Source organism: Mesorhizobium sp. PUT5, from assembly GCF_052216645.1.
In the GTDB taxonomy this organism is placed as follows: domain Bacteria; phylum Pseudomonadota; class Alphaproteobacteria; order Rhizobiales; family Rhizobiaceae; genus Mesorhizobium.
In genome coordinates, this window is the sequence record NZ_JBQOSO010000003.1 from 513869 (window position 1) to 538963 (window position 25095).

At 66.7% G+C, this 25095-nt stretch carries 24 protein-coding genes; 15 read left to right on the forward strand and 9 right to left on the reverse strand.

From position 1 onward, the window contains the following. Positions 1-116: 116 nt before the first annotated feature. Genes ccoG through ccoS form a run of 4 tightly spaced genes read left to right on the forward strand, consistent with a single transcriptional unit; the run spans position 117 to position 4613 of the window. Positions 117-1673, forward strand: a complete 1557-nt coding sequence (gene ccoG, locus ACTDI4_RS04020) for a cytochrome c oxidase accessory protein CcoG (protein ID WP_442839931.1) — start codon at positions 117-119, stop codon at positions 1671-1673. Further along, on the forward strand, positions 1670-2161 hold the full coding sequence (locus ACTDI4_RS04025) for a FixH family protein (RefSeq protein ID WP_442839932.1): 492 nt from the start codon (positions 1670-1672) through the stop codon (positions 2159-2161). The genes ccoG and ACTDI4_RS04025 overlap by 4 nt, the downstream gene beginning before the upstream one ends. Next, complete coding sequence (locus ACTDI4_RS04030) at positions 2158-4434, forward strand: heavy metal translocating P-type ATPase (RefSeq protein WP_442839933.1); 2277 nt, start codon at positions 2158-2160, stop codon at positions 4432-4434. Before ACTDI4_RS04025 ends, ACTDI4_RS04030 begins: the two co-directional genes overlap by 4 nt. Further along, positions 4431-4613, forward strand: coding sequence for a cbb3-type cytochrome oxidase assembly protein CcoS (gene ccoS, locus ACTDI4_RS04035; RefSeq protein WP_442839934.1), 183 nt, complete (start codon positions 4431-4433; stop codon positions 4611-4613). Before ACTDI4_RS04030 ends, ccoS begins: the two co-directional genes overlap by 4 nt. Here ccoS and ACTDI4_RS04040 read toward each other — a convergent pair. From ACTDI4_RS04040 to ACTDI4_RS04060, 5 genes are all read right to left on the reverse strand, one after another. Then, positions 4573-5298, reverse strand: coding sequence for an MBL fold metallo-hydrolase (locus ACTDI4_RS04040; protein ID WP_442839935.1), 726 nt, complete (start codon positions 5296-5298; stop codon positions 4573-4575). The two genes, ccoS and ACTDI4_RS04040, sit on opposite strands and share 41 nt — an antisense overlap. A gap of 11 nt (positions 5299-5309) precedes the next feature. Beyond that, positions 5310-6371, reverse strand: coding sequence for an ABC transporter ATP-binding protein (locus ACTDI4_RS04045; protein ID WP_442839936.1), 1062 nt, complete (start codon positions 6369-6371; stop codon positions 5310-5312). Then, on the reverse strand, positions 6368-7159 hold the full coding sequence (locus tag ACTDI4_RS04050) for an ABC transporter permease (protein ID WP_442839937.1): 792 nt from the start codon (positions 7157-7159) through the stop codon (positions 6368-6370). The genes ACTDI4_RS04045 and ACTDI4_RS04050 overlap by 4 nt, the downstream gene beginning before the upstream one ends. Before the next feature lie 3 nt (positions 7160-7162). After that, on the reverse strand, positions 7163-7996 hold the full coding sequence (locus ACTDI4_RS04055; RefSeq protein ID WP_442839938.1) for an ABC transporter permease: 834 nt from the start codon (positions 7994-7996) through the stop codon (positions 7163-7165). Between the two features lie 97 nt (positions 7997-8093). Continuing rightward, on the reverse strand, positions 8094-9167 hold the full coding sequence (locus ACTDI4_RS04060) for a polyamine ABC transporter substrate-binding protein (RefSeq protein WP_442839939.1): 1074 nt from the start codon (positions 9165-9167) through the stop codon (positions 8094-8096). A gap of 92 nt (positions 9168-9259) precedes the next feature. Here ACTDI4_RS04060 and ACTDI4_RS04065 point away from each other — a divergent pair, with 92 nt between their 5' ends. The 10 genes from ACTDI4_RS04065 (at position 9260) to ACTDI4_RS04110 (ending at position 19423) form a co-directional block, all read left to right on the forward strand. Continuing rightward, complete coding sequence (locus ACTDI4_RS04065) at positions 9260-9943, forward strand: TetR/AcrR family transcriptional regulator (RefSeq protein WP_442839940.1); 684 nt, start codon at positions 9260-9262, stop codon at positions 9941-9943. Positions 9944-10065: 122 nt separating this feature from the next. After that, positions 10066-11238, forward strand: a complete 1173-nt coding sequence (locus tag ACTDI4_RS04070; protein WP_442839941.1) for an AI-2E family transporter — start codon at positions 10066-10068, stop codon at positions 11236-11238. A gap of 72 nt (positions 11239-11310) precedes the next feature. Further along, positions 11311-12312 carry an LLM class flavin-dependent oxidoreductase gene (locus ACTDI4_RS04075; RefSeq protein ID WP_442839942.1) on the forward strand — a complete coding sequence of 334 codons (1002 nt, stop codon included), beginning with the start codon at positions 11311-11313 and terminating at the stop codon, positions 12310-12312. Positions 12313-12466: 154 nt separating this feature from the next. Beyond that, positions 12467-13384: a PfkB family carbohydrate kinase gene (locus ACTDI4_RS04080; protein WP_442839943.1), complete on the forward strand. Its 918-nt coding sequence runs from the start codon at positions 12467-12469 to the stop codon at positions 13382-13384. Positions 13385-13561: 177 nt separating this feature from the next. Then, complete coding sequence (locus ACTDI4_RS04085) at positions 13562-14464, forward strand: dihydrodipicolinate synthase family protein (protein ID WP_442839944.1); 903 nt, start codon at positions 13562-13564, stop codon at positions 14462-14464. Between the two features lie 34 nt (positions 14465-14498). Further along, positions 14499-15158 (forward strand): GntR family transcriptional regulator, encoded by a 660-nt coding sequence (locus tag ACTDI4_RS04090; protein WP_442839945.1) that lies wholly within the window; start codon positions 14499-14501, stop codon positions 15156-15158. Positions 15159-15213: 55 nt separating this feature from the next. Next, positions 15214-16548, forward strand: a complete 1335-nt coding sequence (locus ACTDI4_RS04095) for an ABC transporter substrate-binding protein (protein WP_442839946.1) — start codon at positions 15214-15216, stop codon at positions 16546-16548. Further along, positions 16545-17480 carry a carbohydrate ABC transporter permease gene (locus ACTDI4_RS04100; protein WP_442839947.1) on the forward strand — a complete coding sequence of 312 codons (936 nt, stop codon included), beginning with the start codon at positions 16545-16547 and terminating at the stop codon, positions 17478-17480. Before ACTDI4_RS04095 ends, ACTDI4_RS04100 begins: the two co-directional genes overlap by 4 nt. Before the next feature lie 8 nt (positions 17481-17488). Beyond that, positions 17489-18313, forward strand: a complete 825-nt coding sequence (locus ACTDI4_RS04105) for a carbohydrate ABC transporter permease (protein ID WP_442839948.1) — start codon at positions 17489-17491, stop codon at positions 18311-18313. Between the two features lie 36 nt (positions 18314-18349). Then, the gene (locus tag ACTDI4_RS04110; RefSeq protein WP_442839949.1) at positions 18350-19423 is read left to right on the forward strand and encodes an ABC transporter ATP-binding protein; all 1074 of its coding nucleotides are present in this window, start codon (positions 18350-18352) and stop codon (positions 19421-19423) included. A 48-nt stretch (positions 19424-19471) separates the two neighbouring features. Here the strand turns inward: ACTDI4_RS04110 and ACTDI4_RS04115 are convergent, their stop codons facing one another. Continuing rightward, complete coding sequence (locus tag ACTDI4_RS04115) at positions 19472-19825, reverse strand: hypothetical protein (protein ID WP_442839950.1); 354 nt, start codon at positions 19823-19825, stop codon at positions 19472-19474. 206 nt (positions 19826-20031) lie between these two features. Between ACTDI4_RS04115 and ACTDI4_RS04120 the strand changes: the two genes are divergently transcribed. Continuing rightward, positions 20032-21366: an O-antigen ligase family protein gene (locus ACTDI4_RS04120; RefSeq protein ID WP_442839951.1), complete on the forward strand. Its 1335-nt coding sequence runs from the start codon at positions 20032-20034 to the stop codon at positions 21364-21366. A 32-nt stretch (positions 21367-21398) separates the two neighbouring features. Here the strand turns inward: ACTDI4_RS04120 and ACTDI4_RS04125 are convergent, their stop codons facing one another. Genes ACTDI4_RS04125 through ACTDI4_RS04135 form a run of 3 tightly spaced genes read right to left on the reverse strand, consistent with a single transcriptional unit; the run spans position 21399 to position 25011 of the window. After that, positions 21399-23591: a glycoside hydrolase gene (locus tag ACTDI4_RS04125; protein ID WP_442839952.1), complete on the reverse strand. Its 2193-nt coding sequence runs from the start codon at positions 23589-23591 to the stop codon at positions 21399-21401. Continuing rightward, on the reverse strand, positions 23588-24586 hold the full coding sequence (locus ACTDI4_RS04130) for a glycosyltransferase (protein WP_442839953.1): 999 nt from the start codon (positions 24584-24586) through the stop codon (positions 23588-23590). Before ACTDI4_RS04130 ends, ACTDI4_RS04125 begins: the two co-directional genes overlap by 4 nt. A gap of 29 nt (positions 24587-24615) precedes the next feature. Then, positions 24616-25011 carry a VanZ family protein gene (locus ACTDI4_RS04135; protein ID WP_442839954.1) on the reverse strand — a complete coding sequence of 132 codons (396 nt, stop codon included), beginning with the start codon at positions 25009-25011 and terminating at the stop codon, positions 24616-24618. Positions 25012-25095 lie beyond the last annotated feature (84 nt).

Here is a 25095-nt window from a genome sequence, read left to right on the forward strand (position 1 = left end):
CCCGCCCCACCCGGCGGGCCTCGACCATTTGCCGCAGCCCTTGCGCTTCTTGACCTGGATCAACGCGCGGCGGTGCCGGCGGACCGAAAAGCGTGAAAACGACGCTGGAAACGGGCATGCTGGACAGCAACGAAGTAGAAAGACTGGAAGCCGAGGCGGTCAATTCCGCCCGGGTGCGCAAGCCCCTCTACGCCGCGCGCCGCAAGATCTTTCCCAAGCGCGCCTCAGGGCGCTTCCGCCGCTTCAAGTGGATCGTCATGGCGGTCACGCTCGCCATCTACTATCTCACGCCCTGGCTGCGCTGGGACCGCGGCCCCTACGCGTCGGACCAGGCGGTGCTGGTCGACCTGGCCAACCGCCGCTTCTATTTCTTCTTCATCGAGATCTGGCCGCAGGAGTTCTATTTCGTCGCCGGCCTGCTGATCATGGCAGGCATCGGCCTGTTCCTCATCACCTCCACCGTCGGCCGCGCATGGTGCGGCTACACCTGTCCGCAGACGGTGTGGGTGGACCTGTTCCTGGTCGTCGAGCGCTGGATGGAGGGCGATCGCAATGCCCGCATCAAGCTGGACGCCGGGCCGTGGACCGTGCGCAAGCTCGTGCTGCGTGCCTCCAAGCATGCCATCTGGCTGCTGATCGCGGTGGCCACCGGCGGCGCCTGGATCTTCTACTTCGCCGATGCGCCGACCCTGTTCGGGGAAGTGGTGGCGGGCGAGGCGCCCTCGGTCGCCTACATCACTATCGCCGTCTTGACCGCCACCACCTATGTGTTCGGCGGCCTGATGCGCGAACAGGTCTGCACCTATATGTGCCCGTGGCCGCGCATCCAGGCGGCGATGCTCGACGAAAACTCGCTCACCGTCACCTATAACGACTGGCGCGGCGAACCACGCTCGCGCCATGCCAAGAAGGCGGCCGCCGCCGGCGAGAGCGTGGGCGATTGCGTTGACTGCAACGCCTGCGTGGCGGTTTGCCCGATGGGCATCGATATCCGCGACGGCCAGCAACTCGAATGCATCACCTGCGCGTTGTGCATCGACGCCTGCGACGCCGTCATGGACAAGATCGGCAGGGAGCGCGGCCTCATCGCCTACGCCACCCTGAACGACTACAACGCCAACATGGCGCTCGCCACCGGCAGCGGCAGCCATGCCGTCGACCCTGCCCTGGTGCGCGGCGCGGACGGAAAGCTTTCCGGCAAGGTGGCCGACTTCCGCATCGGCAAGGTCTTCCGCCTGCGCACCTTCATCTACATGGCCGGCTGGTCTCTGGTCGGGCTGGCGCTGCTCTACGGGTTGATGACGCGCGAGCGGCTGCAGGTGAACGTGCTGCACGACCGCAACCCGCAATATGTGACGCTCTCGGACGGCTCGATCCGCAACGGCTTTACCGTCAAGCTGCTCAACATGATTCCCCAGCCGCGCACGCTGGAAGTCTCCCTGGCCGATCTCCCGGGCGCCTCCATGACCGCCGTCGGCGACAAGGCCGAGGGCACGCAACTGCTTATCCAGGCCGAGCCCGATGCGCTGAAGTCGGTCAAGATCTACGTGCGCCAGCCGCGCCGGCTGGTGCGGGCGGGCAACGTCACCTTCCGGTTCCTGGTGCGGGATGTCGAAGGCACCGAGACCGCATCCTACACCGCCACCTTCAATGCTCCGGAGACGCTGAAATGAGCCCCCGAACCTCCGGCGAATTCACCGGCCGGCACATGCTGCTGACCATGGTGGCCTTCTTCGGCGTCATCATCGCCGTCAACCTGACGATGGCGACATTCGCCCGCACCAGTTGGACCGGGCTGGTGGTGGAGAACACCTATGTCGCCGGCCAGCAGTTCAACCGCAAGGCCGAGGAAGGCCGCGCGCAGGCGGCGTTGCACTGGAGCGGGCGGCTGACGCTGGCCGCAGGCGCCATCCGCTACGAGCTTGCCGACGCCTCCGGCGCGCGCATCGTGCCGCGCGCCGTCACCCTGGCCTTCCGCCATCCCGCCTATGAGGCGCAGGACCGCACCATCCGGCTCGGACGGGCGGCGGACGGCGCCTTCGCATCGGACGAGACCGTGCCCGACGGGGTCTGGATCGTGGAGATCGACGCCGATGTCGGCCGCGACCTTCCCTACCGGCAGGTCGAGCGCATCCAGGTCAGGGACGGAGCCGTGAAATGAGCTGCTGCGCGCCTGTCGCCGAAGCCGCCCTCGACCTGGAGAGGCTTTCCGGGCCGTCCGCCGAGGAGATAAGACTGGCCAGCCGGCCGGCCGGCCCGGGCCTGCTCCAGCTTTATCTTTCCGTGCCCGGCGTGCATTGCGGCGCCTGCATCCGCACCATCGAGACGGCGTTGGCCGGACTGCCGGGCGTGGAGGGCGCGCGCGTGAACCTGTCGACCCGGCGCGTCGCCGTGCGGTGGCGCGAGGGGCAGTCGCACGGCGCGGTGCCGCCGCTGGTCGCCACGCTCGGCCGGCTGGGCTACGAGGCGCATCTGTTCGACGCCGAGCAGGATGACGGCCGCGATCCGGTGCTGTCCGAACTGATCCGCGGGGTCGCCGTTTCCGGTTTCGCGGCCGGCAACGTGATGTTGCTCTCGGTTTCGGTGTGGTCGGGCGCGGATGCGGCCACGCGCGACCTTTTTCACTGGATTTCGGCGCTGATCGCCATTCCGGCGCTGATCTTCGCCGGGCGCATCTTCTTCCGCTCGGCCTGGGGCGCGCTGCGCCACGGCCGCATGAACATGGACGTGCCCATTTCCGTGGGCATCGCGCTCGCCTATGCGCTCAGCCTCTACGAGACGATGACGCACGGCCCGCATGCCTATTTCGACGCCTCTGTGTCGCTGCTGTTCTTCCTGCTGATCGGCCGCACGCTCGACCATGTCATGCGGGCGCGCGCCCGCGTCGCCGTCAGCGGCCTGCGCCGGCTGGCCGCCCGCGGCGCCACCGTGCTGCGCCCGGACGGCACGCGCGACTACGTGCCGTCCGACGAGATCGAGAAGGGCGCCGTTCTGCTTCTGGCGGCGGGCGAGCGCGTGCCCGTGGACGCACGCGTCACCGGCGGCCTGTCGGAGATCGACTGCTCGCTGGTCAGCGGCGAGAGCGAGCCGCAGCGCGCCGGGCCGGGCACGACGCTGCGCGCCGGCGCGATGAACCTCACCGGCGCGCTGACGGTGGAGGCGCTTGCCAGGGCGGATGACTCGTTCCTGGCCGAGATGGTGCGGCTGATGGAGGCGGCCGAGGGAGGTCGGGCGCGCTATCGTCGCATCGCCGATCGCGCGGCCGCGCTCTATGCGCCGGTCCTGCACCTCACCGCCCTGCTGACCTTCGTCGGCTGGATGATCGCCGGCGGCGACTGGCACCGCGCCATCACCATCGCCATCGCCGTGCTCATCATCACCTGTCCCTGCGCGCTGGGACTTGCCGTGCCGATCGTGCAGGTAGTGGCGGCGCGCCGCCTGTTCGAGAACGGCATCATGGTCAAGGAGGGCTCGGCCATGGAGCGGCTGTCCGGCGTCGACACCGCGGTGTTCGACAAGACCGGCACGCTGACCATGGGGGAGCCGCGCCTGCTCGAGGCCGGGCGCATCGATCCCGAGGCGCTTGCCATGGCGGCGCAGCTTGCCGCGCATTCGCGCCATCCGGTGGCGCGCGCCGTCGCCGAAGCCGGCAAGGGCGTTGTCCCGGGCCTGCGCTTCGACCAGGTGCAGGAGGTGCCGGGCTGTGGGCTGGAGGGACAGGCCGGCGGCGCGCTGTGGCGGCTCGGCCGGGCCGCCTGGGCGCTGGGCAGCGAGGCCGGCAGCGGCACCGTGCTTTCCCGCGACGGCGTTCTGCAGGCCGCGTTCGCCTGCGAGGATCGGATCAGGCCGGGCGCCGCCCAGGCCGTCGCCGCGCTGGCCGCGGACGGCATCCATGTCGCGATGCTGACCGGCGACACGCCCCGCAACGCCGCCGTCGTCGCGGCGCAGCTCAGCATTTCCGATTTCACTGCCGCCATGCTGCCCGGCGAGAAAGCGGCGCGTCTGGAAGCGCTCCGCGCCGAGGGGCGCAAGGCGCTGATGGTGGGCGACGGGCTGAACGACGCGCCCGCGCTCAGCACCGCCCATGTCTCGATGGCTCCGGCCACCGCCGCCGATATCGGCCGCAACGCCGCGGATTTCGTGTTCCTGCGCGACAGCCTGGAAGCGGTGCCGCTGGCGCTTTCCGTTTCGCGCAAGGCCGGCCGCCTGATCCGGCAGAACCTCGGCTTTGCGATCGCCTACAATGCGGTCGCCGTGCCCATTGCCGTGCTCGGCCACGTCACGCCGCTGATCGCGGCGATAGCCATGTCGGGCTCGTCCGTGGTCGTCATCGCCAATGCGATGCGGCTTTCCGGCTGGCCCGGCCGTCTTTCCCGCAAACAGCCTGTCCGCGCCGGCCTGGGCGGACAGGGCATGCTGAGCCCTGCCGAATGACCAGCCTTGCCTTCCTCATCCCGATGGCGCTGTTCCTCGGCGGGCTGGGACTGGCCGGCTTCCTGTGGGCATTGCGTAGCGGCCAGTACGACGATCTCGACGGCAGCGCCGAACGCATCCTGCTGGACGGCGACGGCGTCACCGATGCTCCCGCAGGAAGTCCTCGACGATCTGCCTGAGCCTGACCGGGCCGAAGCTGGCGAAATGCCCGCCATGGACGATGCGCACCGGCAGCTTCGCCAGCCGCTCCAGCGAGCGGCGATAGTCGCCGAGATCGGAATGGAAGGTGTCGGTGACCAGCTCGCCGTCATAGACGATGTCGCCGGCGATCAGCGTGCCGGTCGCCTGCTCGTAGAGCGCGATGCCGCCCGGGGAATGGCCGGGCGTATGGATGACCTCGAAGCTGCGGTCGCCGAGGTCGATCGCATCCCCGTCGGCAAGCAGCCTCGTGGCCGGGGCGGGCTCGATGCGGTAGGCGGCCGTATCCCAGCCTTGCGGAGGCGCGATGAACATGGCTTCGTCGGCATAGCCGGCCGACAATGTCCATTCGGGGCGCGGATCGGCGAGGATCTCCGCCTCCGCGGAATGTATCCAGCGTTCCTCGAACTCGTGATGGCTGCCGATATGGTCGAAATGCGCGTGGCTGGCCACGCACACCAGCGGCCGGCCGGTGCCCAGCATCGGCACATTGGCGCGCAGCGGAAAATGGCCGAGGCCGGTATCGACCAGAAGGTCGCGGTCGCGCCCGCGCACATGGAACATGTTGCAGCGGAAGAACGGCTTTATCCATGGCTCGTGGATCAGGCTGATGCCGTCCGCGAAGGGCACGACCTCGTACCAGTCCTTCGGCGCGATCGCAGCCATGGGCGTTTTCCTCATCCAGGCAGCAGGCCGACATGCCGGGGTTCGGCATGCAGTTCGACGCGCGAGCCGATCCCGGCCGGTTCGTCGGCGGCCAGCTTCAGCACGATATGCTGGCCGCTGTCGCTTTGCACCACCGCCTTGCGGTAGCTGCCCTGGAACACGCTTTCGGCGATGATGCCGGCGCCGAAGGAGACGGTGCCGGAAGGGGCCGGTCCCAATCGCATGTTCTCCGGCCGGACGGTGATGGCCGCCTTGCCGAGGCGCGCCCCGGGCCGTTCCAGCCGCAGGGTACCGAGCGGCGTTTTTATCATGGCGAGCGAGCCTTCCACGCCGGTCACCTCGGCCTCGATCAGCGTGTTCTCGCCCATGAAGGTGGCGCTGAAGCGGGTGGATGGCCTTGTGTAGACGCGTTCCGGGTCGCCTTGGTCGACGATGCGGCCGTCCTGCATGACCAGCAGCAGGTCGGCCAGCGCCATGGCCTCCTCCTGGTCGTGGGTGACGTGGACGAAGGCGGTGCCGACGCGCTTCTGGATCGCCTTCAGCTCGTCCTGCATCTGCCGGCGCAGGCCGAGGTCGAGCGCGCCGAGCGGCTCGTCGAGAAGCAGGAGCTTGGGCTTCATCACCAGCGCGCGGGCGAGCGCCACGCGCTGCCTCTGCCCGCCGGAAAGCTGGTGCGGCTTCTTGTCGAACGCCTGCTCCAGTCCCACCAGCGCCAGCGTCTCGCGCGCCTGTCGCGCCCGCTCGGCGCGGTTGACGCCGTTCATGCGCGGGCCGAAGGCGACGTTGGCCCCCACGCTCATATGCGGAAACAGCGCGTAGTCCTGGAACACGGTGGTGGTCGGGCGCCTGGCCGGCGGCATGCGGGTGCAGTCCCTCCCGCCGATCAGCACCTGGCCCCTGGTCGGCTGCAGGAAGCCGCCCAGGATGGACAGAAGCGTGGTCTTGCCGGAGCCCGACGGGCCGAGCAGCACCACATATTCGCCGGGGTGGATGTCGAGCGACAGTTCGTGCAGCACAGTCAGCGCGCCGTAGCTGTGCGACAGGCCGGAGATGGAAACGACGGGCGTGCTCATGACTTCTGCTTCTTCCCCCTGCCGAAGATCGCCAGTTCCGCCAGCACCACCATCACCACCGAGACGCCGAACACGATGGCGCCGATGGCGTTGGCCTTGGGGTTGAGCCCGGAGCGCAGCAGCGTCCAGATCTCCACCGGCAGCGTGGTCTCGAAGCGGGTGAGCAGGAAGGCGATCAGGAATTCGTCCCAGGACAGCGTCAGCGACAGCACGAAGCTGGCCACCAGCGCCGGCCACAGAACCGGCGCCACCACCAGCGCCAGCACCTGCCACTCCCTGGCGCCGAGGTCGCGCGCGGCCTGCTCCAGGCGAATGATGTTGTCGTTCATCTGGCTGTAGAGGATGGCGAAGCACAGCGGCAGGTTGATGACGACGTGGCCGACGCCCACCGCAAACAGCGACTTGGGCACGCCGACCGCGTTGAACAGCACCACCAGCCCCATGCCGATGATGAGATAGCTCACCGAAAGCGGCGCAATCAGCAGCGCCCGCACCGTGTTGCCCATGCCGCCGCGCATGCGCGCGCAGCCATAGGCGGCGAGGAAGCCGAGCAGCACGGCGACGGCCGAGGAGACCACGCCCAGCACCGCCGAATTCAGCATGGCATGCGTGAACTTGGCGTCGCCCAGCACCTCGCCGTACCAGCGCAGCGACGGGCCGGTGAAGGGCGGCAGCGGGAAGCGGCTGGCCTGGAAGGAAAACAGCACCAGCACCACGATCGGCAGGTAGATGAAGCCGTAGGCGAGCAGCGCGTAGAGGCCGGCAAGAAGGTCGACAAGCCGCTTCATGGCCTATGTCCTGTCCAGCTTCAGCCAGCGCGCGCAGGCGAGATAGGCGATCGAGATGACGAGCATGAGGATCAGCGACAGCGCGGCCGCCAGCGGCAGGTCGGCGCGGCGGCCGATCTGCTGGATGACGAGCTGCGGCATCAACAGCTCGTTGCTGCCGCCTAGAAGCTGCGGCGTGACATAGTCGCCGATCGCCAGCACGAAGGTGAGGAAGGCGCCGACCATGATGCCGGGCAGCGTCAGCGGCAGCACGACATGCAGGAAGGTCTGCACGCCGCCGGCGCCGAGGTCCGCGGCCGCCTTGCGGTAGCTGGGGCTGAGCTGCTTGAAGTTGGCGTAGATGGTCAGCGTCAAAAGCATGACGAAGAAATGCACGAAGCCGATCACCGTGGCGGCGCGCGTGTTGGCAAGCTGCAGCGGCTGGTCGAGCAGGCCGGTGGCCATGAGCGCGCGGTTGACGACGCCGCGCTCGGCCAGGAGCAGCAGCCAGGAATAGGAGCGCACCACATAGGAGGTCCAGAAGGGCAGGATGGTCAGCATGAGGGCGGCGCGCTGCCAGCGCTCCGGTACGCGCTCGGCCAGCACCCAGGCCAGCGGATAGGCCACCACGACGGAGATCGCGGTGACGATGAGCGTCACTTCCAGCGAGTTGGCCAGCGCCTTCACATAGCTCGGCTGGGTGAGGAAGTGGCGGTAGTTGTCGAGCGAGGCCGCGCCGCCCGCGGTGAAGGAGACGGCGACCATCGCCGCCAGCGGCACCACGAAGAACAGCACGGTGAAGAGCGCGGCCGGGCCGACCAGCAGAAATGTCCGCCAGTTGAGTTTCGCATCGGTCATGGCAATGTCGCGGTCATGGCGCGGCGGTCGCGCCGCGGCAAGGTTTCGCGGCCGGATCGTTTCCGGCCGCATGGCTGTGGAAGGGGAGGGGCAGCCCTCAGTTGGCCTGCAGGACGTCGTTCCACAGATCCTGCATCTTCTTGTCCAGTTCCGGGTCGGGCGCAGGATAGCGGTTGGACGCCGCCAGATCCTTGGCCTGCTGCTCGGAGGAGAACTTCAGCGTCTTCTTCTGCTCGTCGTTCAGCGCGGCGTCCTTCTGCGCCGGCATGCCCCAGTAGCAGGAGGAGGTGGCGAGCGCCGCCTGGCCCTCGGGGCTCAGCACGTGCTGGACGAACTTCAGCGCCAGGTCCTGCTTCTTGCTGTCCTTGAGGATGGCGAGCGACTGTGACCACAGGATGCCGCCCTCCTCGGGGATGACGAAATCGAGGTTCGGATCTTCCGCGTGCAGGCCCGCCGTCACCCACTCGCCGGCGCCGACCACCACATCCACCTCGCCGGTGGCGAGCGCGGTCTGGCTGGCGGAAACCTCACCCACCAGCTTGGAGTTGGCCTTGAGCTGCAGCATCAGGTCCTTGACCGGCGCCAGGGTGGCGTCGCTGAAGTCCTTGGTCGGCGTGCCCGTGGCGACCGAGGCCATGCCCAGCACCGGCAGATAGTAGTCGTAGATGGCCAGCCGCCCCTTGAACTTCGGATCGGTGAGCTTCTTCAGCGTGGAGACATCCTCGGCGGAGAAGGCCTTGTTGTTGTAGGAGATGGCGTTGAAGCCCCATTTCTCCGTCACCGCGTAGCGGTTGCCGTCGAGGACGAGGATGTCGTCCATGCGCACTTCGGGGAACTGGTTGGCCAGCGGCAGGCTGTCGTCGGCCAGCGGCAGGAAGCGCTCCTTGGCCACGCGCTGCACGTCGATGGAATCGATCACCATCACGTCCCAGTCGCCCGGCTGGGACTGGTCGAGGATGGAAAGCCCGGCGCCGGTGCCCTCATAGACCTTCAGATTGACCTTGACGTCGTTGGCCTTCTCGAACGGTTCGATCAGGGCCGGGTCGGTGTTGTCGCACCAGACCAGCGCGTTCAGCTCCTCTGTCGCGCCGGCCGGCGAGACCGCCAGCACCGAGGCCGAGAAGGCCAGCAATCCCAACCCTGCGGAAAATGACGAACGCTTAGCGGACATGGCATTCCTCCCTGCCAGATACCCTCACCATATCGGTTGTTGAAATATGAATTGGTTTCAAATATGAGTCAATTCATATTTCCGGAGCGTCAATGGCCGGCCTGAGACAGAGACAGAAGCTCGACAGGGACCGCCGCATCGTGGAGGCCGCGGCGCGGCTATTCCGTGAGTTCGGCTACGAAGGGGTCAAGATCGAGACCATCGCCGAGCAGGCGCAGGTGTCGGTCGGCACCATCTACAACTATTATGAAAGCAAGGGCGACGTGCTTGTCGCCGTTGTCTCGCTGGAGGTCAACGAGGTGATCGCCGCCGGCGAAGGCGTTCTGGCCGCGCCGCCGGCCGACGCCGCGCAGGGCGTGAATGCGCTGTTCGGCATCTATCTGCGGCACTCGCTCCACTATCTGAACAAGGAGATGTGGCGGGCCGCCATGTCGATGTCGACGCTGCATCCGCAATCGCCGCTCGGACGCCATTACAGCGGGCTGGATGAAAGCCTGTGTCGCCAGGTCTGCCTGCTGCTGGCCAAGCTCAAGGCGCGCGGCTCCATCGGCGCATGGGTGGATGTCAACCTTGCCGGCCGCATCCTGTTCAACACCATGAACATGATGTTCATCGACTTCGTGAAGGACGACGCGGCGGGCATGGAAGCGGTCGTCGATGCCGTGGGCGGCCAGACCGCGCTGATCGTCTCGCTGCTCGCCGCGCGCGAGGCCCCGGTCGTGTCCGGGCTCGTGTCCGGGCCCCGCGCCGGGCCGTGGCCCGTCATGCCATCATAGGCCCTGCCCGACGTCGTGGACCGCTCGCCTTCGGTCCGCCTCCCAATGGAACCTTGGCCGCGAAGCGGCGTTTCACAGCGACGTTTCGTGCCGACGGCGGCGCGGCAGGCGAGGGGACAGGAATGGCGAAGACCGAACCGGATTCCCCGGATGCAGGCGCAGCGGCAGGCACGGGCGCGATCGCCGAATCGCGGACCATGCGCTGGCTGCTCACAGGCATCTTCCTGATCATGGCGGTGTATGCCTTGTATTTCGGCAAAGACTTCTTCATGCCGGTGATCCTGGCCTTCCTGCTGGCGCTGACGCTCACGCCCATCGTGCGTTTCCTGCGCAAGCGCGGCGTGCCGGATGCGGCGTCGGCCACGCTTCTGGTGCTGCTGTCGCTGACGGCCGTGGGCAGCGCCGGTTATTTCCTCAGCGGCCCGGTCATCGACCTAGTCAACAACGCGCCCTCCATAGGCCAGCAGCTTACCGAGCGGCTGGCACCGCTGCGCCGCCCGTTCGAGAAGCTGTCGCACATCTCCCAGCAGATCGGCACCATGACCGAGCCGGCGCAGGAGCCGGGGGTGCAGAAGGTGGTGCTGGCCCAGCCGGGCATCGTCTCGCAGGCAGCGGGCAATCTGCTTTCGGCCGGCACCTCCATTACCATCGTGGCGGTGCTGTCGCTGTTCCTGCTGGCCTCGGGAACGTTGTTCTACGAGAAGATCATCCAGTCCTTCGCCACGATGAGCGAGAAGAAGCGGGCGCTGCGCGTCGTCTACGACGTCGAGCGCGAGATCTCGCGCTACCTGTTCACGGTGGCCGCCATCAATGCGGGGCTGGGCGCGGTCATCGCGCTCGGGCTCTGGGCGCTCGGCATGCCCAATCCGCTGGTGTGGGGCGTGGCGGCGGCGCTGCTCAATTTCCTGCCCTATATCGGCGCCCTCACCACCATCGTGCTGGTGGCGGTGATCGCGCTGATCAGCTTCGACACCATCTCCTACGCCCTTCTGGCGCCGGCCTTCGTGCTGTTGTGCGGCATCGCCGAGGGGCAGTTCGTCACGCCGATGATCGTCGGCCGGCGGCTGGAGATCAACGCGGTGGCCATCTTCATCGCCATCGCCTTCTGGTCGTGGCTGTGGGGTTTCGTCGGGGCGCTGATGGCGGTGCCGCTGCTGGTGGTCATCAAGGTGTTCTGCGACCATTTCGACGGCCTGGCCCATGTCGGCAATTTCCTCTCCGCGCAGCAGTCGTCCGAGGAGCCGGACGAGACGGAGGAAGGGCTTGCAGGCCGCAAGGACGAAGCCGCGGCCTGACACGGCCTGTTTGCGCGGCTGCCCGGGCGGGCCTATATGCGGGGCAACGCTTCAGATAGGTGAAATGCTGCCATGGCCGTCCTTTCCGTGCTCGATCTGTCGCCCGTCACGGAAGGCGGCAGCGCCGGCCAGTCGCTGGTCAACTCGCTCGACCTCGCCCGCCATGCCGAGCGGCTGGGCTATCGCCGCTACTGGCTGGCCGAGCATCACAACATGCCCGGCATCGCCAGCGCCGCCACGGCGGTGGTCATCGCCCATGTCGCGGCCGGCACCAGCACGATCCGCGTCGGCGCCGGCGGCATCATGCTGCCCAACCACGCCCCGCTCGTCATCGCCGAGCAGTTCGGCACGCTGGCCGCCCTCCATCCCGGCCGCATCGACCTCGGGCTCGGCCGCGCGCCCGGCACCGACATGCTGACGGCCCGGGCGCTCCGCCGCAATCTCGACGCCGGCGTCAACACCTTCCCCCAGGACGTGGTGGAACTGATGTCCTATTTCGAGCCGGCGGTGGAAGGCCAGCGCGTGCATGCCGTTCCAGGCGAGGGCGAGAAGGTGCCGGTCTGGATCCTCGGCTCCAGCCTCTACGGCGCGCAACTTGCCGCCATGCTGGGCCTTCCCTATGCCTTCGCCTCGCATTTCGCCCCGGCCGAGCTGGACAATGCGCTGGAAATCTATCGCGCGCGCTTCCAGCCTTCGCAGCATCTCGACCGGCCCTATGTGATGCTGGGGCTGAACGTGGTGGCCGCGCCCACCGACGACGAGGCGAAATACCTGTTCACCTCACTCCAGCAAGCCTTCGTCAACCTGCGCAGCGGCCGGCCGGGCCGGCTGCCGCCGCCGGTGGCAGGCTATGAACGCGACCTCGACCCGATGGCGCGGACCATGCTGGCGCAGGCGCTGTCCTGCGCCATCGTCGGTGCGCCCGGGACCGTCGGGCGCGGTCTCGAGGCCTTTGTGGCGCGCACCGGCGCCGACGAACTGATGGTGACGGCACAGGTATTCGACCACGCCGCCCGCGTCCGCTCCTTCGAACTGCTGGCCGAAGCGGCCGGGCTTCGGCCGGACGCGGCCTGATATCGGTCGCGCCCGGGCCCCCGCCTTGTCCTGAGATTCCTGCCTTGTCGCCATGCCGCTGACACCGCGGCCGGCCACGCGCCCTATGGCGGCCTTTGCCAAACCCGGCTATGCGCTTCAGCTCTTTGCACAGGGAAGGTTTTGCCACCCCACCATGACCAAAAGCATCCTTTGCGTCGGCGCGCTGACCCTCGACACCATCTTCCGCCTAGACGCGCAACCGCAAAAAGCCGGCAAATATCTGCCCGACGACGCGCTTCAGATCGCCGCCGGCATGGCCTCCAGCGCGGCCGCCGCCATTGCCCGGCTCGGCGGGCACGCCGTGCTGTGGGCGTCGGCCGGTGCGGACGCCACCGGCGAGCGGGTGGTGCGCGAACTGGAGGCCGAGGGCGTCGACTGTTCCCACGTCCGCCGCCTGCAAGGCGCGCGAACGGCCTTTTCCTCCATTCTGGTCGATTCCTCCGGCGAGCGCGTCATCGTGCCGTTCTACGACCCCCGGCTGGCCGGTCCCGCGCAGAGCGTGCCGCCCGTCGACGCCTCCGGATTTGCCGCGGTCCTGGTCGACGTGCGCTGGCCATGGGCGGCCGAAATCGCGCTGAAGGCCGCGCGCAAGGCCGGCATTGCCGGCATTCTCGACGCGGATACGGCTCCGGTCGAGCTTCTGGAACAACTGCTGCCGCTTGCCAGCCATATCGCGGCCTCGGAGCCGGCAGCCGCGAGCGTGACGGCAACGGCCGACCCGCGCGAATGCGTGCGCATTCTGGCCGACCAGTACGACGTGTTCACCGCTGTCACGGCCGGGGCGGACGGCTGCTACTGGGCTGAGCGCGCCGGCATGCCGGTGCGCCACGTCGAAGGGTTCCGCGTCGAGGCGGTCGATACCCTCGCCGCCGGCGATGTGTTTCACGGCGCGTTTGCGCTCGGCGTGGCGGAGGGCCGCGGCATGACGGAGGCGATCTGCTTCGCCAATGCAGCCGCGGCGATCAAATGCGCCCGCTTCGGCGGGCGCGCAGGCTCGCCGCGCCGCGACGAAGTGACGGCCTTCATGGAGACAGGCCGGATTTCGGCCTGACGCTGGAAGCCACCGGCTTTTTTCGCCGGCCCTCTTCCCTCACTGTCTTGTTCCCTGTCGAAGCCGGACGCCGCCGCCGGGCCGGCGACAAATTGCGTGTCCGCATGCTGGATGCCGATTGACTGACAGCTAACATGTTAGTACAGCTCGGCTCACAGTTCAGTCTTGGAGGACATCTTGCCGCACGATCAATCACCACGCGCGCGCTTCGGTCTCTCGGCGGCGCTCACGACGCCGTTCGAGGAAGACGGAAGCATCGACCTTGCCCGCGCGGCCGCACATGCGCGCTGGTGCCTGGAAAGCGGCTGCTCCAGCGTCACGCTTTTCGGCACCGCGGGCGAGGGCGCGTCCATTGCCGATGGCGAGCGCGGCGCGCTGATCGACGCTCTGGTCGCGGGTGGCGTTCCGGCCTCGAAGATCGTGGCCGGGGTGATGGCGAATTCGGTCGCCGATGCCTGCCGCCAGGCAGGCGATGCGCTGCGCCGTGGCTGCAAGGGCATCCTCCTGGCGCCGCCGTCCTACTACAAGAGCCTGTCGGACGACGGCATTTTCGCCTGGTTCTCCTCGGTATTGGAAGGGCTCGGCGCCGATGCGCGCGACATCATCCTCTACAATATCCCCTCGGTCACGGCGGTGGAGCTGTCGGTCGATCTGGTCGGCCGCCTGCGTGCGGCGTTCGGCCGCGCGATCGCCGGCGTGAAGGATTCGTCCGGCGATTGGGCTCATACGGAACGGCTGCTGGCCGCGCACAAGGACATCGCCATCCTGATCGGGGACGAGCGGGATCTCGCCGCCGGCGTCCGGCTCGGCGGGCAGGGCGCCATATCCGGCATGGCCAATCTGGTGCCGGAGCGGCTGCTGCCGATGGTGGACGAGGGGCGCGACGATCCGCAGGTCGTCGAGACCGTGCGGCAATTGCTGGCCTATCCGGTCACGCCGGGCGTGAAGGCCATGCTGGCGCGGCGCACCGGCGACGGCGCGTGGCGGCGCGTGCGGGCGCCCCTGGTTGCGCTCCCCGATGCGGATTTCGAGGCCATCGGCGGCGTATTCGACCAGTTGCGATTGGCAAGAGCCGCCTGAGCGGGCCATAAGACGGGCGAGGAAGCGGGCTTTGGTGGAAGACTTGAACGAACCGGTCAAATTGCGCGACAAGGCCTATCAGAGCTTCACGCAGCATCTGCTGGCGCGCGACTTCCATCCGGGCCAGTTCGTCTCGCAGCGCCAGCTCGTCACCATGACCGGCCTGCCGCTGGGCGCGATCCGTGAACTGATCCCGCGCCTGGAGGCGGAAGGGCTCATCAAGACCGTGCCGCAGCGCGGGCTGCAGATCGCCCATATCGACCTCAACCTCATCCGCGAGGCATTCCAGTTCCGCCTTTTCATCGAAAGGGAGTCCGTGGCGCTGTTCTGCCGGACGGCGTCCGACGAATTGCTGCACTCGCTGCGCGCCGAGCACGAGCAGACGCTCCAGCGTGCCGCCGAAGAAGGCGAGACGCCGGAACTGGAGCAGAAGGCGCAGGCCATCGACTGGAACATGCACGACGTCATCGTGGGCTCGCTCGACAACGAGATCATCTGGCGCGCCTACCAGACCAACACCATCAAGATGCGCCTCATCAATCAGGAGCGCTTCCGCATCACCGGACGCGTGATCCCGGTCATGCAGGAACATCTGGCGGTGCTGTCGGCGATCGAGACCCGCGATCCGCAGACCGCCATGGATGCCATCACCGTCCACATCCACAATGCGCGGACATTGGCTTTGCAAATTTGAGGCGGGTTCTGACAGCAGGAGATGTCAGGCCAGGAAAACCACGAGAGGAGAAGGAATGAATCTGTTACATCCGACACGCCGTCAGTTTCTGACGGGAACGGCGGCGATCGCCGCGGCAGGGGTGACCGGCATCAGCCCGTCCTTTGCGGATTCGTCCGTGGACTGGAAGAAATTTGCCGGCACGACGCTCGAGGTGAACCTCATCAAGAGCCCGCGCGGCGAAATCCTGCAGAAGTACCAGAAGGAATTCGAGGAGCTGACCGGTATCACCGTGCGCTCCGAGCAGATGCCGGAACAGCAGCAGCGCCAGAAGGCGGTGATCGAGCTGACCTCAGGCAAGCCGAGCTTCGACGTCATCCACATCAGCTACCACGTCCAGAAGCGGCAGTTTGAAAAGGGCGGCTGGCTGGCCGATCTTTCCGGCTATCTGAAGGACCCCTCGCTGACCGACGCCTCGCTGACAGAAAGCGATTTCGCCAGCGCCGGCCTGTCCTTCGCCAAGGACGCCGACGGCCGTTTCGGCGCGCTTCCCTTCTCGGTGGACTACTGGATCATCTACTGGAACAAGGAACTGTTCGCCGCCAAGGGCATCGAATATCCGAAGACCTTCGACGAACTGGTGCAGGCCGCCGAGGCGCTCACCGACCCGTCGCAGAACATCTACGGTTTCGTCGCGCGCGGCATGAAGAACGCCAACGTGCCGGTGTGGACCAGCCTCATGCTGGGCTACGGCAAGGACTCGGTCGACGCCGAAGGCAACCTCCAGACGGATTCGGCGGAGGCCATCGAGGCCGCGAAGCTCTACCAGCGCCTCATGACCCAGGCCGCTCCTCCCGGCGTGGCCGGCTTCAACTGGGCCGAATGCCAGTCGAGCTTCCTGCAGGGCAAGATCGGCATGTGGCTGGACGGCATCGGCTTTGCTCCGCCGCTCGAAGACCCCAACAAGTCGCGCGTGGTCGGCAAGGTCGGCTACGGCGTGATGCCCGCCGGCCCGGCGGCGCAGGCGGCCCCCACCACCGGCGACGGCATCGGCGTGGTCGAGGCATCGGCGAAGAAGGAGGCGGCCTATCTCTATTGCCAGTGGGCAATTTCCAAGGAGATGGGCGCGCGCCTGCTCCAGTCCGGTTCCGGCGTGCCGTTCCGCAAGTCGATCATCGACGACGAGGCGGTGCGCAAGGGCGTGACCATGCCGGAAGGCTGGGTGGAGGCGCTCTCCAAGTCCGCGCCGATCAGCCAGCTCTGCCTGCCGGTCATCGTTCCGGTGACGGAGTTCCGCGACATCATGGGCGTGGGCCTCACCAATCTGCTGAACGGCGCCGATCCGGCCGCTGAAATGAAGCGCGCGACGGAGGAATTCCGTCCGGTGCTCGCCCGGAGCGAAGGCAAATGACGCTCACCGCCCCGACAGGAGCGAAGTCGGGGGCCGCCCTGGCGGCCTCGACGGCGAAGGCAGGCAAGAGCCGCTTGCGGCCGAGCTACTGGCCTTTCGTCATCCCCGCCTTGGCCACCGTCGGGGCGGTGATCGTTTTCCCGTGGCTGTTCACCCTGTGGATGAGCGCCAACGAATGGCAACTGGGGGGAAGCCAGCGTTTCGTTGGCTTGGCCAACTACCTGCGCCTGGCAGGCGACGCCCGCTTCTGGGACTCCATGTGGCACACCGTGGTCTATACGGTGCTGTCCGTGGTCGCCCCCATGGTGCTGGGCACGATCGCCGCGCTGGCCTTCGACAGCAAATTGCCGGCGCGCGGCCTGCTGCGCGGCATCTTCGTCATGCCCATGATGGCCACGCCCGTCGCCGTGGCGCTGGTCTGGACCATGATGTACCACCCGCAACTGGGCGTGCTGAACTACCTTCTGTCGCTGGTCGGCATTCCGCCGCAGGAATGGATATTCAACCAGAGCACCGTCATCCCCTCGCTGGTGGCGGTGGAGACCTGGCAGTGGACGCCGCTGGTCATGCTGATCGTGCTCGGCGGTCTTGCCGCCATGCCGCGCGATCCGTTCGAAAGCGCCGAGATCGACGGCGCCAATGGCTGGCAGAAGTTCCGCTACATCACGCTGCCGATGATCCTGCCCTTCATCATGGTCGCCGTCATCATCCGCTCCATCGACGCGCTGAAGAGCTTCGACATCATCTATGCCATGACGCAGGGCGGCCCCGGAACGGCGTCCGAAACCATCAACATCTATCTCTATAACGTGGCGTTCTCCTATTACGACATCGGTTACGGCTCGGCGATCGCCGTGGTGTTCTTCGTCGTCATCATCGCCATGTCGCTTGCGCTGCTGGTGCTTCGCCAGCGCACCCAGTGGAACAGTTGAGCCCGGCCATGGCACGCAAATCCCTTCTGTCGAAGCTTGGCACGGCCCTCGTCGTCTTCGTCATCGTGTCGCCGGCGATCTTCTTCTTCGTGTGGATGCTGTCGCTCTCGCTGAAATACGAGATCGACAACGGCGCCTACCCGCCGATCCTGATCCCGGAGCGCTTCGCCTGGTCGAACTACACGCAGATTTTCGAGGCCAACGACTTCCTGCTCTATTTCTGGAACAGCCTGGTCGTCACCGGCATGGCGACGCTGCTTGCCCTTCTGGTGGGCGTGCCGGCGGGCTACGGTATCGCGCGGCTGCGCGCGCACAAGTCGGCGATCGTCATCATGATCGCGCGCATGACGCCGGGCCTGTCCTATCTGATCCCGCTCTTCCTGCTGTTCCAGACGCTGGGCCTGCTCGGCACGCTGTGGCCGCAGATCATCATCCATCTGGTCGTCACCGTGCCGATCGTGATCTGGATCATGATCGGCTATTTCGAGACGACGCCGCTGGAACTCGAAGAGGCCGCCATGATCGACGGCGCCTCCTCCTGGCAGGTCTTCACCAAGGTGGCGCTGCCCATCGCCAAGCCGGGCATTGTGGTTTCGCTCATCCTTGCGGTGATCTTTTCCTGGAACAATTTCGTCTTCGGCATCGTGCTCGCCGGTCGCGAAACGCGCACCTTGCCGGTTGCGGTCTACAACATGCTTTCCTTCGAGCAGGTGAGCTGGGGTCCGCTGGCGGCCGCTGCGCTCGTGGTGACGCTGCCGGTCCTTTTGCTCACCGTCTTCGCACAGCGCCAGATCGTCGCCGGCCTGACCGCCGGCGCCGTCAAGGGCGGCTGACCGGCTCGCGGAAAAAGTCACGTATCGAGGTTCAAGATGGCATCTGTCTCCATCAGAAATGCAGTCAAGACATATGGCGACGTCGGCGTGCTGCGCGGCGTCTCCGTCGACGTGGAAGACGGCGAATTCGTCGTGCTGGTCGGCCCGTCGGGCTGCGGCAAGTCCACGCTTCTGCGCATGATCGCCGGGCTCGAGGAGATTACCGACGGCGAGATCGCCATCGGGCCGCGGGTGGTCAACGACCTCAGGGCCAAGGAACGCGACATCGCCATGGTGTTCCAGAACTATGCGCTCTATCCGCATATGACGGTGGCCGACAATATGGGCTTCGCGCTCATGCTGAAGAATGCGCCGAAGCAGGAACGCGACAGCCGGGTCGCCCGCGCGGCGGAAATCCTGGGGCTGAACAAGCTGCTCGACCGCTATCCGCGCCAGCTTTCCGGCGGCCAGCGCCAGCGCGTGGCCATGGGCCGCGCCATCGTGCGCGATCCGCAGGTGTTCCTGTTCGATGAGCCGCTGTCCAATCTCGACGCCAAGCTGCGCGTCCAGATGCGCGGCGAGATCAAGGGCCTGCACCAGCGCCTGAAGACGACCACCATATACGTCACCCATGACCAGATCGAAGCCATGACCATGGCCGACAAGATCGTGGTCATGCGCGACGGGCTGGTGGAGCAGATCGGCGCGCCGCTCGATCTCTACGACCGCCCGGCCAACATGTTCGTGGCGGGCTTCATCGGCTCGCCCTCGATGAATTTCATCGAGGGCAGGATCGAGGAAGGCGCCTTCGCCGTGGAGGGCGGCGTCCGGCTGCCGCTGCCCCAGGCGGGGTCCGGGGGCGATTATTCCGGCCTTTCCGGCGGCAAGGCCGTTTACGGCGTGCGGCCGGAGCACATGAAGATCGCCGAGGGCGGCGCGCCCGTGACGGTGGAGATCGTGGAGCCCACCGGCTCGGAAATCATGGTCATGGGCAGGTTGGGCAGCCAGCCGGTGACCTGCCTGTTCCGCGACCGCCTGTCCGTGCGTCCCGGCGACGTTCTGTCGATCGCCGTCGATCCGGCGACGAGCCATATTTTCGATCCGGAAAGCGGCAGGCGCGCGAGTGCCTGACGCCGGCTCCCGCCTTGTCCGGCAAGGCCGCGGCCGGAACGTTTTCCGTCAATCCGCGACCGGCACCTTCGGCAGGGGCATCGGCTGCGCGGCGGGCTTTCGCCGCGTCGTGGAACCGGTGGTCAGGTCCATTGGAATGTCGGACGGTATGCCGAGCGCGGCGGCCGCCCAGGCGCGCATCTGCGGCGAGGCGTCGTGCGATTGCAGGATCGAAACGGCCAGCTTCGACAGGTCTGCGGGCGGTTCGCTATCGCTGGCCCGAAGGATGAAGTAACCCGCCATCGCTGCGGAGACCATCGATATGACCGTGGGCACAACCATGGCCGTTGCAAGCGCGAACTGTTTCCGCCGGTTGGTTGTCGAAAGTTTTGAAAGGCCGTCTTCTTCAGCAAGTTCTGTCATTTCCACCCTCCTTGGAGTGGGTCTGTAGAACGTCACTTCGGAAACTTTGGACGATAAGAGTTAAAACGAAGATAAAAACTTGGCATCGTGCCATCGATGCGAAGAACGGGTTCGAACGATCGAATCCTGATCGGCATGGCCCTCGCGCTCGGTTTCTGGCAAAGCTTGTGCATGTCTTTTGTCGAATGTCCTCGTCGGGAAGCCACATGAGTGGCCGGCAGCCTCCTGAAACAGGTCCAGTACCGCCGCGCGGCGCCGCCGTGCAGTGGCTCGGCACTGTGTTGTTCGTGGCCGTGTCGCTGTTCCTCTGGGTCGGTGTCACGCCCTTCATCGACCTCACCGGCCTGGATCTCGCGGACCCTCAGGCGGGGACGTCGAACCAGCTCTATCAGATCACGCTTGTGGCGATCTCGATCATGATGATCGCCTATGGCCTGGCTCATTCAATGCGGGGCTGGATCCTGGGTCCGCGCGCGCTGCTTTCATCGCTGCTCTTGTGGTTTCTCTTCGTGTCGCTGATCGGCGCGCATCCCATGCTCGGCGTAAAGGCCATCGTGGTGACGACGCTGGTGACGATCAACGCCGGCGTCTATCTGCTTCTGCCCGCGACGGAACAGCACTTCGCCCGGCTCTGCGGGATCTGCATGCTGATCGTTCTCGCCATCGCCTATTACGGGGTCCTGTTCCTGCCGGCCTTGTCGATCCACCATGCCGGCGAACTCCTCGAACCCATGAACGCAGGCATGTGGCGCGGGCATTTCAACCACAAGAACACCGCCGCCGGGGCGATGGTGATCTCCGCATTTCTGGGGCTCTATGTCATGAGCGTCTGGTCGCGCGGCATCGGCCTGCTCATCTTCGTCCTGTCGTGCCTTTTCCTCCTGAACACTGGCGGCAAGACGTCGAGCGCCATGCTGCCCGCCATCCTGCTGCTAGCCTTCGTCTTCGAGAAGGCGCGCTGGCTGCGGGCTCCGATCGCCTGCGGCGTCATCGGTTTCAGCTTTTTGCTCGTTGGGTCCGGGATCATCCGGCCCCTGAACGATTTCATCGGAAAACTCGGCATCGACGCGACATTCACCAACCGCGCCGATATATGGCGGCTCGCCTACAACGCCATTCTTGAGCGCCCCCTGACAGGCTATGGCCTCAAGGGCTTCTGGCAAACTCCGGAACTCGTCTATAGCGGCAGCGAGACCTGGGCGGTGATGGCCGGGCATGGGCACAACGCCTATCTGGACCTGATTCTGACGACGGGCCTGCCAGGCCTCGCGCTGGCGCTCGTCTGGCTTCTGTTCCTGCCGCTGCGCGATGTCAGTCGCATGACGGAAGAACAGCAGCATACGCCCTTGACGCGGCTGTTCGTTCGCGTCTGGCTGTTTGCCCTATACAATGCCGGGCTGGAGAGTGTTTTTTTCGAGGGGCGCAATGTCGTCTGGTTCACGCTGGTGGCGGCCCTCTGGGGGCTGCGCATGCAATCGCGCGCAAAGCTCGCCGTGGAAACGCCACGCCTCGCGGCAGGGGAAGTCGCGGCTCGGGCCTGATATCGCCGGCAGGATCGGCGGCCGGCCTTCCCTTATTCGATCTCAAGCAGGAAGAACGTCGTGGGCCCCGAAGGGACGTCGTTCGTCAGCGTGAAGGACACGGCGCCCTCTCCGCTGGCCATCGGCGCGTGGACCGCGCCGTCGAGGCCGACCGGCGAGAGCGTCCAGCGCCCCTCGCGGGCGAGGGCGATCCGCGCGCCCGCCTTGCGGATCAGGACCGGCAGGCGGCCGAAATCCTCGATGACCTTCTGCGCCCGGTCGCGGAAGCGCATGTCGCTGTTGCGCGCGTCGGTGGCGAAGATCAGCAGCAGCCGCTTGCCGTCGCGCAGGCTGGTCCCCTTGTCGAGCGTGGAAAGCGCGACGAGCGCACCGCCTTCGGCCTGCGCTATGGAGAGCGTGCCCAGATCGACCGGTTCGGCGAGGTGGGAAAAGGCGACGCCTTCCGTCGCGGCAGTGGAGAGCCGCAACTGGCCACCCTTGGCGTCGAGGAGGATTTCTCCCGTATCGCTTTCGTAGAGGCGGTCGGGGAGCGACGTGCGATTTGCCGCCGGCAGATCGCCGCGCCGGCGCAGTTCCCCGACTAGGCGGTCGGCGTCACCCGGGCCGCGCGGTTGCGGCACGAACAGCGCAGCCTGCCTGGCGTCGGCCTCGTCCGCCAGCCCGATCCGGCTGACGAGGGCGAGCTGCGTCAGGTCCGGCGGCTCGCGCGCCTGCATGTTGGGGCCGAGATCCGCCTCGCCGCGAACGGCGAAGGGAATGACGAGACGCGACTGCGCGACGTCCCCGCGCCGGTAGATGAGCGCGGCAAGCGTCTCGCCCGCCCGCGCGACGGGATCGAGGGCGATCGCATAGGGAAGCATGGCGCGCTTGTGCGGATAAGGTTCGCCGTAGGAAAGCACGATGGGGCCGTGCGCGTGGCGGCACAGGGCATCCCAGCCCTGCAGGGCCGCATAGGTCGGCATGGCAAGCCCGGCCTCGTAGCGATGGCGGTTCCAGAAGAGATGATCCCATTCGCTGACGGCAAACGGCTTGCCGAGCCAGCGCGAGGCCGCCGCCATGCGGATGTAGCCCGCCCCGTCCACCAGCGAGCTTTCCTGCGTCAGGCTGCTGCCCGGCTCATAGCCGCCCACCCAGTCGTGGTAGGTGTTCATGGTGACGGCGTCGAGGTCTCGGCGGCTGAGCGCGGTCTGGACGGTCGGCCAGTTGTTGTAGGTGCTGACGAGCCCGCGATAGCCGAGCCCGCGCAGCACGCCGGTCATGCGTTCGGCGCTCGCCCGCTCCGTCTCCGTGAAAAACGCCTGCAGGTCGCGCAGGCGCGGGCTGTCGACATAGCGGTCGCGGGGCAGCCGGACGGTGCCTTCCTCCAGCCTCTCGTCGCGCGCCAGGTCGCCCCAGGCGCGGGCCAGATCGGCGGTCGAGGCGTAGCGGCCGGAAAGCCAGCGGTTGAAGGGCGCGGCGATCATCGGATCGTAGGGCAGGCGCCCCGGTCGGTCGTGAACAACGCTTTCGAATTCCAGGCTGTTCTCGTTGACCAGGATGACGACGGCCAGCGCCTCGTCGGAAATGGGAGCGACGCCGGTATAGGGATTGACCCGCGCCAGGAAGGTTTCCTGGAACCGTCGCCAGTGCGCGAAGGCCCTTTCATCGAAATAGAGCGCCGTCTTGAGATTTCCGGCGGGATCCCAGCGGTCGTCGTAACCGCCATAGGCGCCGCGCCAGGACGACATGGCATCGATCATCCAGTAGATGCCGTTCCGTTTCAGCGCGGCGAGAAGATAGTGGACGCGGTCGAGCGTCTCGGGATCGAAGTCGAAATCCGCCTGGCGGCCGAACATCAGGGCGGCGTCGACGAAATGCAGCCGGGCGAGATTGTAGCCATGCATGGCGAGCTGGCGCGCGTAGCGATCCGCCTCGTCCCTGGACGGGAAGCCGCCGGAGGCCGGGCTCCAGGCGAGCGAGGCGCAGAAGAGGCGTTGCGGCCTGTCGGGTGCGTCGGCGAAGGCCATGCGCCCGCCCGCCCCCTCGATCAGCCGGCGGTCGGCGCCGCGCGCGCCTTCCGAGCCGATGGCCGTGTTCGGCAGCAGGCCGGAAAAATCGAGCGGACTGCCCGGACGGATTTCAAGGGAGACCTCGCGCACCGGAAGCCAGCTTTCAAACGTCGTGGCGGGCGCGGTCGAACCGCCGAGCAGCAGCGCAAGCGCAACGGCTGCGGCCCCGATCTTCATCCGCGCTGCCCGATCAGGCGGCTTTCGATCGGCGCGGCAGGCTCGCGCCGGCGCCGGAGAAGGCCGACCGGCAGGGCCGCGGCGTGGAAGAACCAGGCGACCACCGTGTAGAGCCCCATGCTCGGCCCTCCCTTGCGAAGGCTCATCAGGGCGACCAGCAGGACCAGCAGTCCGGCAACGATCCCCAGGGCGGACAGTTTGCCGGGAACCGCGATGAGCACGGCAAGGCAGAGCGCCCAGAAGGCATATACGCCCATCCACAGGCGCAGCTCGGGCAGCTCCCGGAAAAGCCTGAAGAAATAGGGCCGGCCCAGCGAGGCCCGCAGCAGTTCGCCGATACCGAACAGATATTTGCTGCGCCAGCGGCGAACCAGCAGCTTGTAGGAATTGTCCGTGTGGCCGTAGTGCCTGACAAAACGCCGGTCGAGGCGATGGAGTTGCCAGCCGGCGGCGCGCAGCCGAGCGCCGAGGTCGAATTCCTCGTATCCATGCAGGTTGCGGTCGGAAAGATAGCCGACTTCCGCGATGGCCTTGCGGCGGTAGAGCCCGCCGCCATTCATGCGGTCGACCGCGCCCGTGCGGTTTTCCGGCGCGGCGCGATTGACCCGGCGGGAAAATTCGAGGTTCGCGATTTCCATTTCCTCGACATGGCCGCTGACGCCTGCGGCGTCGGGGTGCTCGTCCATGAAGGCGAGAGCGGCCGGAAGGAAGTCCGGATCGAGGAGCATGTCGCCATCGATCAGGCAGAGAAAGGGATGGCGCGAATATTGATAGCCGAGTTGTGGGCCGATGCCGCAGCTCGGCAGCGCGGGCGGTTCGATCTGGGCGATGACAACCGGATAGGCCGAGGCGATCTCGACGGTGCTGTCGCGCGAGCCGCTGTCGGCAACGATGACCTCGCCGCCCACCGCCTCCAGTGCGGCCAGCGCGCTTTCGATCGTCGCTGCGATCTTTTTCTCCTCGTTCAGCGTCTTGATGATGACCGATACAGTCACGGATTTCTCCATGGGACCATGCGCGAAAATTAGCGTGAAGGGCTTTTGTTTTGGTTTAGACGCAACAGCAAGCGCTCCAGACCGGCAGGCGGGCGCGGCAGGAAGCCGGCAAGCAGGATGCCGGCCCCGCCTCCCGCCAGCTTCACCCCGAGATCGGACCAGCGTGCATGCCGGCTGGAAACCAGCGTTTGCAGGAACTCCAGCCCCATGGCGAGGCCGGCGACGCAAAGGAATATCTCCAGCCGGCGGCGGGGATAGGCCGCCGCGAACAGGCAGCCTAGCGCTGCGAAGGCCCCGAACCGCTCGACATGGACGGACACACCGAGATGCGGCCGCATGCCGATCGGGGAAAGCGTGGAGAAGATTATCAGGGCGAGGGCGAGCCATGCCATGACGACGGCGGTGCGCCTGACGAGAGCGGCCATCGTCACCGCCCGCCGCGCACGCAATCTGCGACATGACCCTTGATGGTGGAACCGTCCAAAACCGATCTCCTCATGAAAACTGCG

Coding starts and splice junctions, on each gene's coding strand:
- ccoG (WP_442839931.1), top strand. CDS start 117: ATGCTGGACAGCAACGAAGTAGAAAGACTGGAAGCCGAGGCGGTCAAT.
- ACTDI4_RS04025 (WP_442839932.1), top strand. CDS start 1,670: ATGAGCCCCCGAACCTCCGGCGAATTCACCGGCCGGCACATGCTGCTG.
- ACTDI4_RS04030 (WP_442839933.1), top strand. CDS start 2,158: ATGAGCTGCTGCGCGCCTGTCGCCGAAGCCGCCCTCGACCTGGAGAGG.
- ccoS (WP_442839934.1), top strand. CDS start 4,431: ATGACCAGCCTTGCCTTCCTCATCCCGATGGCGCTGTTCCTCGGCGGG.
- ACTDI4_RS04040 (WP_442839935.1), bottom strand. CDS start 5,298: ATGGCTGCGATCGCGCCGAAGGACTGGTACGAGGTCGTGCCCTTCGCG.
- ACTDI4_RS04045 (WP_442839936.1), bottom strand. CDS start 6,371: ATGAGCACGCCCGTCGTTTCCATCTCCGGCCTGTCGCACAGCTACGGC.
- ACTDI4_RS04050 (WP_442839937.1), bottom strand. CDS start 7,159: ATGAAGCGGCTTGTCGACCTTCTTGCCGGCCTCTACGCGCTGCTCGCC.
- ACTDI4_RS04055 (WP_442839938.1), bottom strand. CDS start 7,996: ATGACCGATGCGAAACTCAACTGGCGGACATTTCTGCTGGTCGGCCCG.
- ACTDI4_RS04060 (WP_442839939.1), bottom strand. CDS start 9,167: ATGTCCGCTAAGCGTTCGTCATTTTCCGCAGGGTTGGGATTGCTGGCC.
- ACTDI4_RS04065 (WP_442839940.1), top strand. CDS start 9,260: ATGGCCGGCCTGAGACAGAGACAGAAGCTCGACAGGGACCGCCGCATC.
- ACTDI4_RS04070 (WP_442839941.1), top strand. CDS start 10,066: ATGGCGAAGACCGAACCGGATTCCCCGGATGCAGGCGCAGCGGCAGGC.
- ACTDI4_RS04075 (WP_442839942.1), top strand. CDS start 11,311: ATGGCCGTCCTTTCCGTGCTCGATCTGTCGCCCGTCACGGAAGGCGGC.
- ACTDI4_RS04080 (WP_442839943.1), top strand. CDS start 12,467: ATGACCAAAAGCATCCTTTGCGTCGGCGCGCTGACCCTCGACACCATC.
- ACTDI4_RS04095 (WP_442839946.1), top strand. CDS start 15,214: ATGAATCTGTTACATCCGACACGCCGTCAGTTTCTGACGGGAACGGCG.
- ACTDI4_RS04100 (WP_442839947.1), top strand. CDS start 16,545: ATGACGCTCACCGCCCCGACAGGAGCGAAGTCGGGGGCCGCCCTGGCG.
- ACTDI4_RS04105 (WP_442839948.1), top strand. CDS start 17,489: ATGGCACGCAAATCCCTTCTGTCGAAGCTTGGCACGGCCCTCGTCGTC.
- ACTDI4_RS04110 (WP_442839949.1), top strand. CDS start 18,350: ATGGCATCTGTCTCCATCAGAAATGCAGTCAAGACATATGGCGACGTC.
- ACTDI4_RS04115 (WP_442839950.1), bottom strand. CDS start 19,825: ATGACAGAACTTGCTGAAGAAGACGGCCTTTCAAAACTTTCGACAACC.
- ACTDI4_RS04120 (WP_442839951.1), top strand. CDS start 20,032: ATGAGTGGCCGGCAGCCTCCTGAAACAGGTCCAGTACCGCCGCGCGGC.
- ACTDI4_RS04125 (WP_442839952.1), bottom strand. CDS start 23,591: ATGAAGATCGGGGCCGCAGCCGTTGCGCTTGCGCTGCTGCTCGGCGGT.
- ACTDI4_RS04135 (WP_442839954.1), bottom strand. CDS start 25,011: ATGGCCGCTCTCGTCAGGCGCACCGCCGTCGTCATGGCATGGCTCGCC.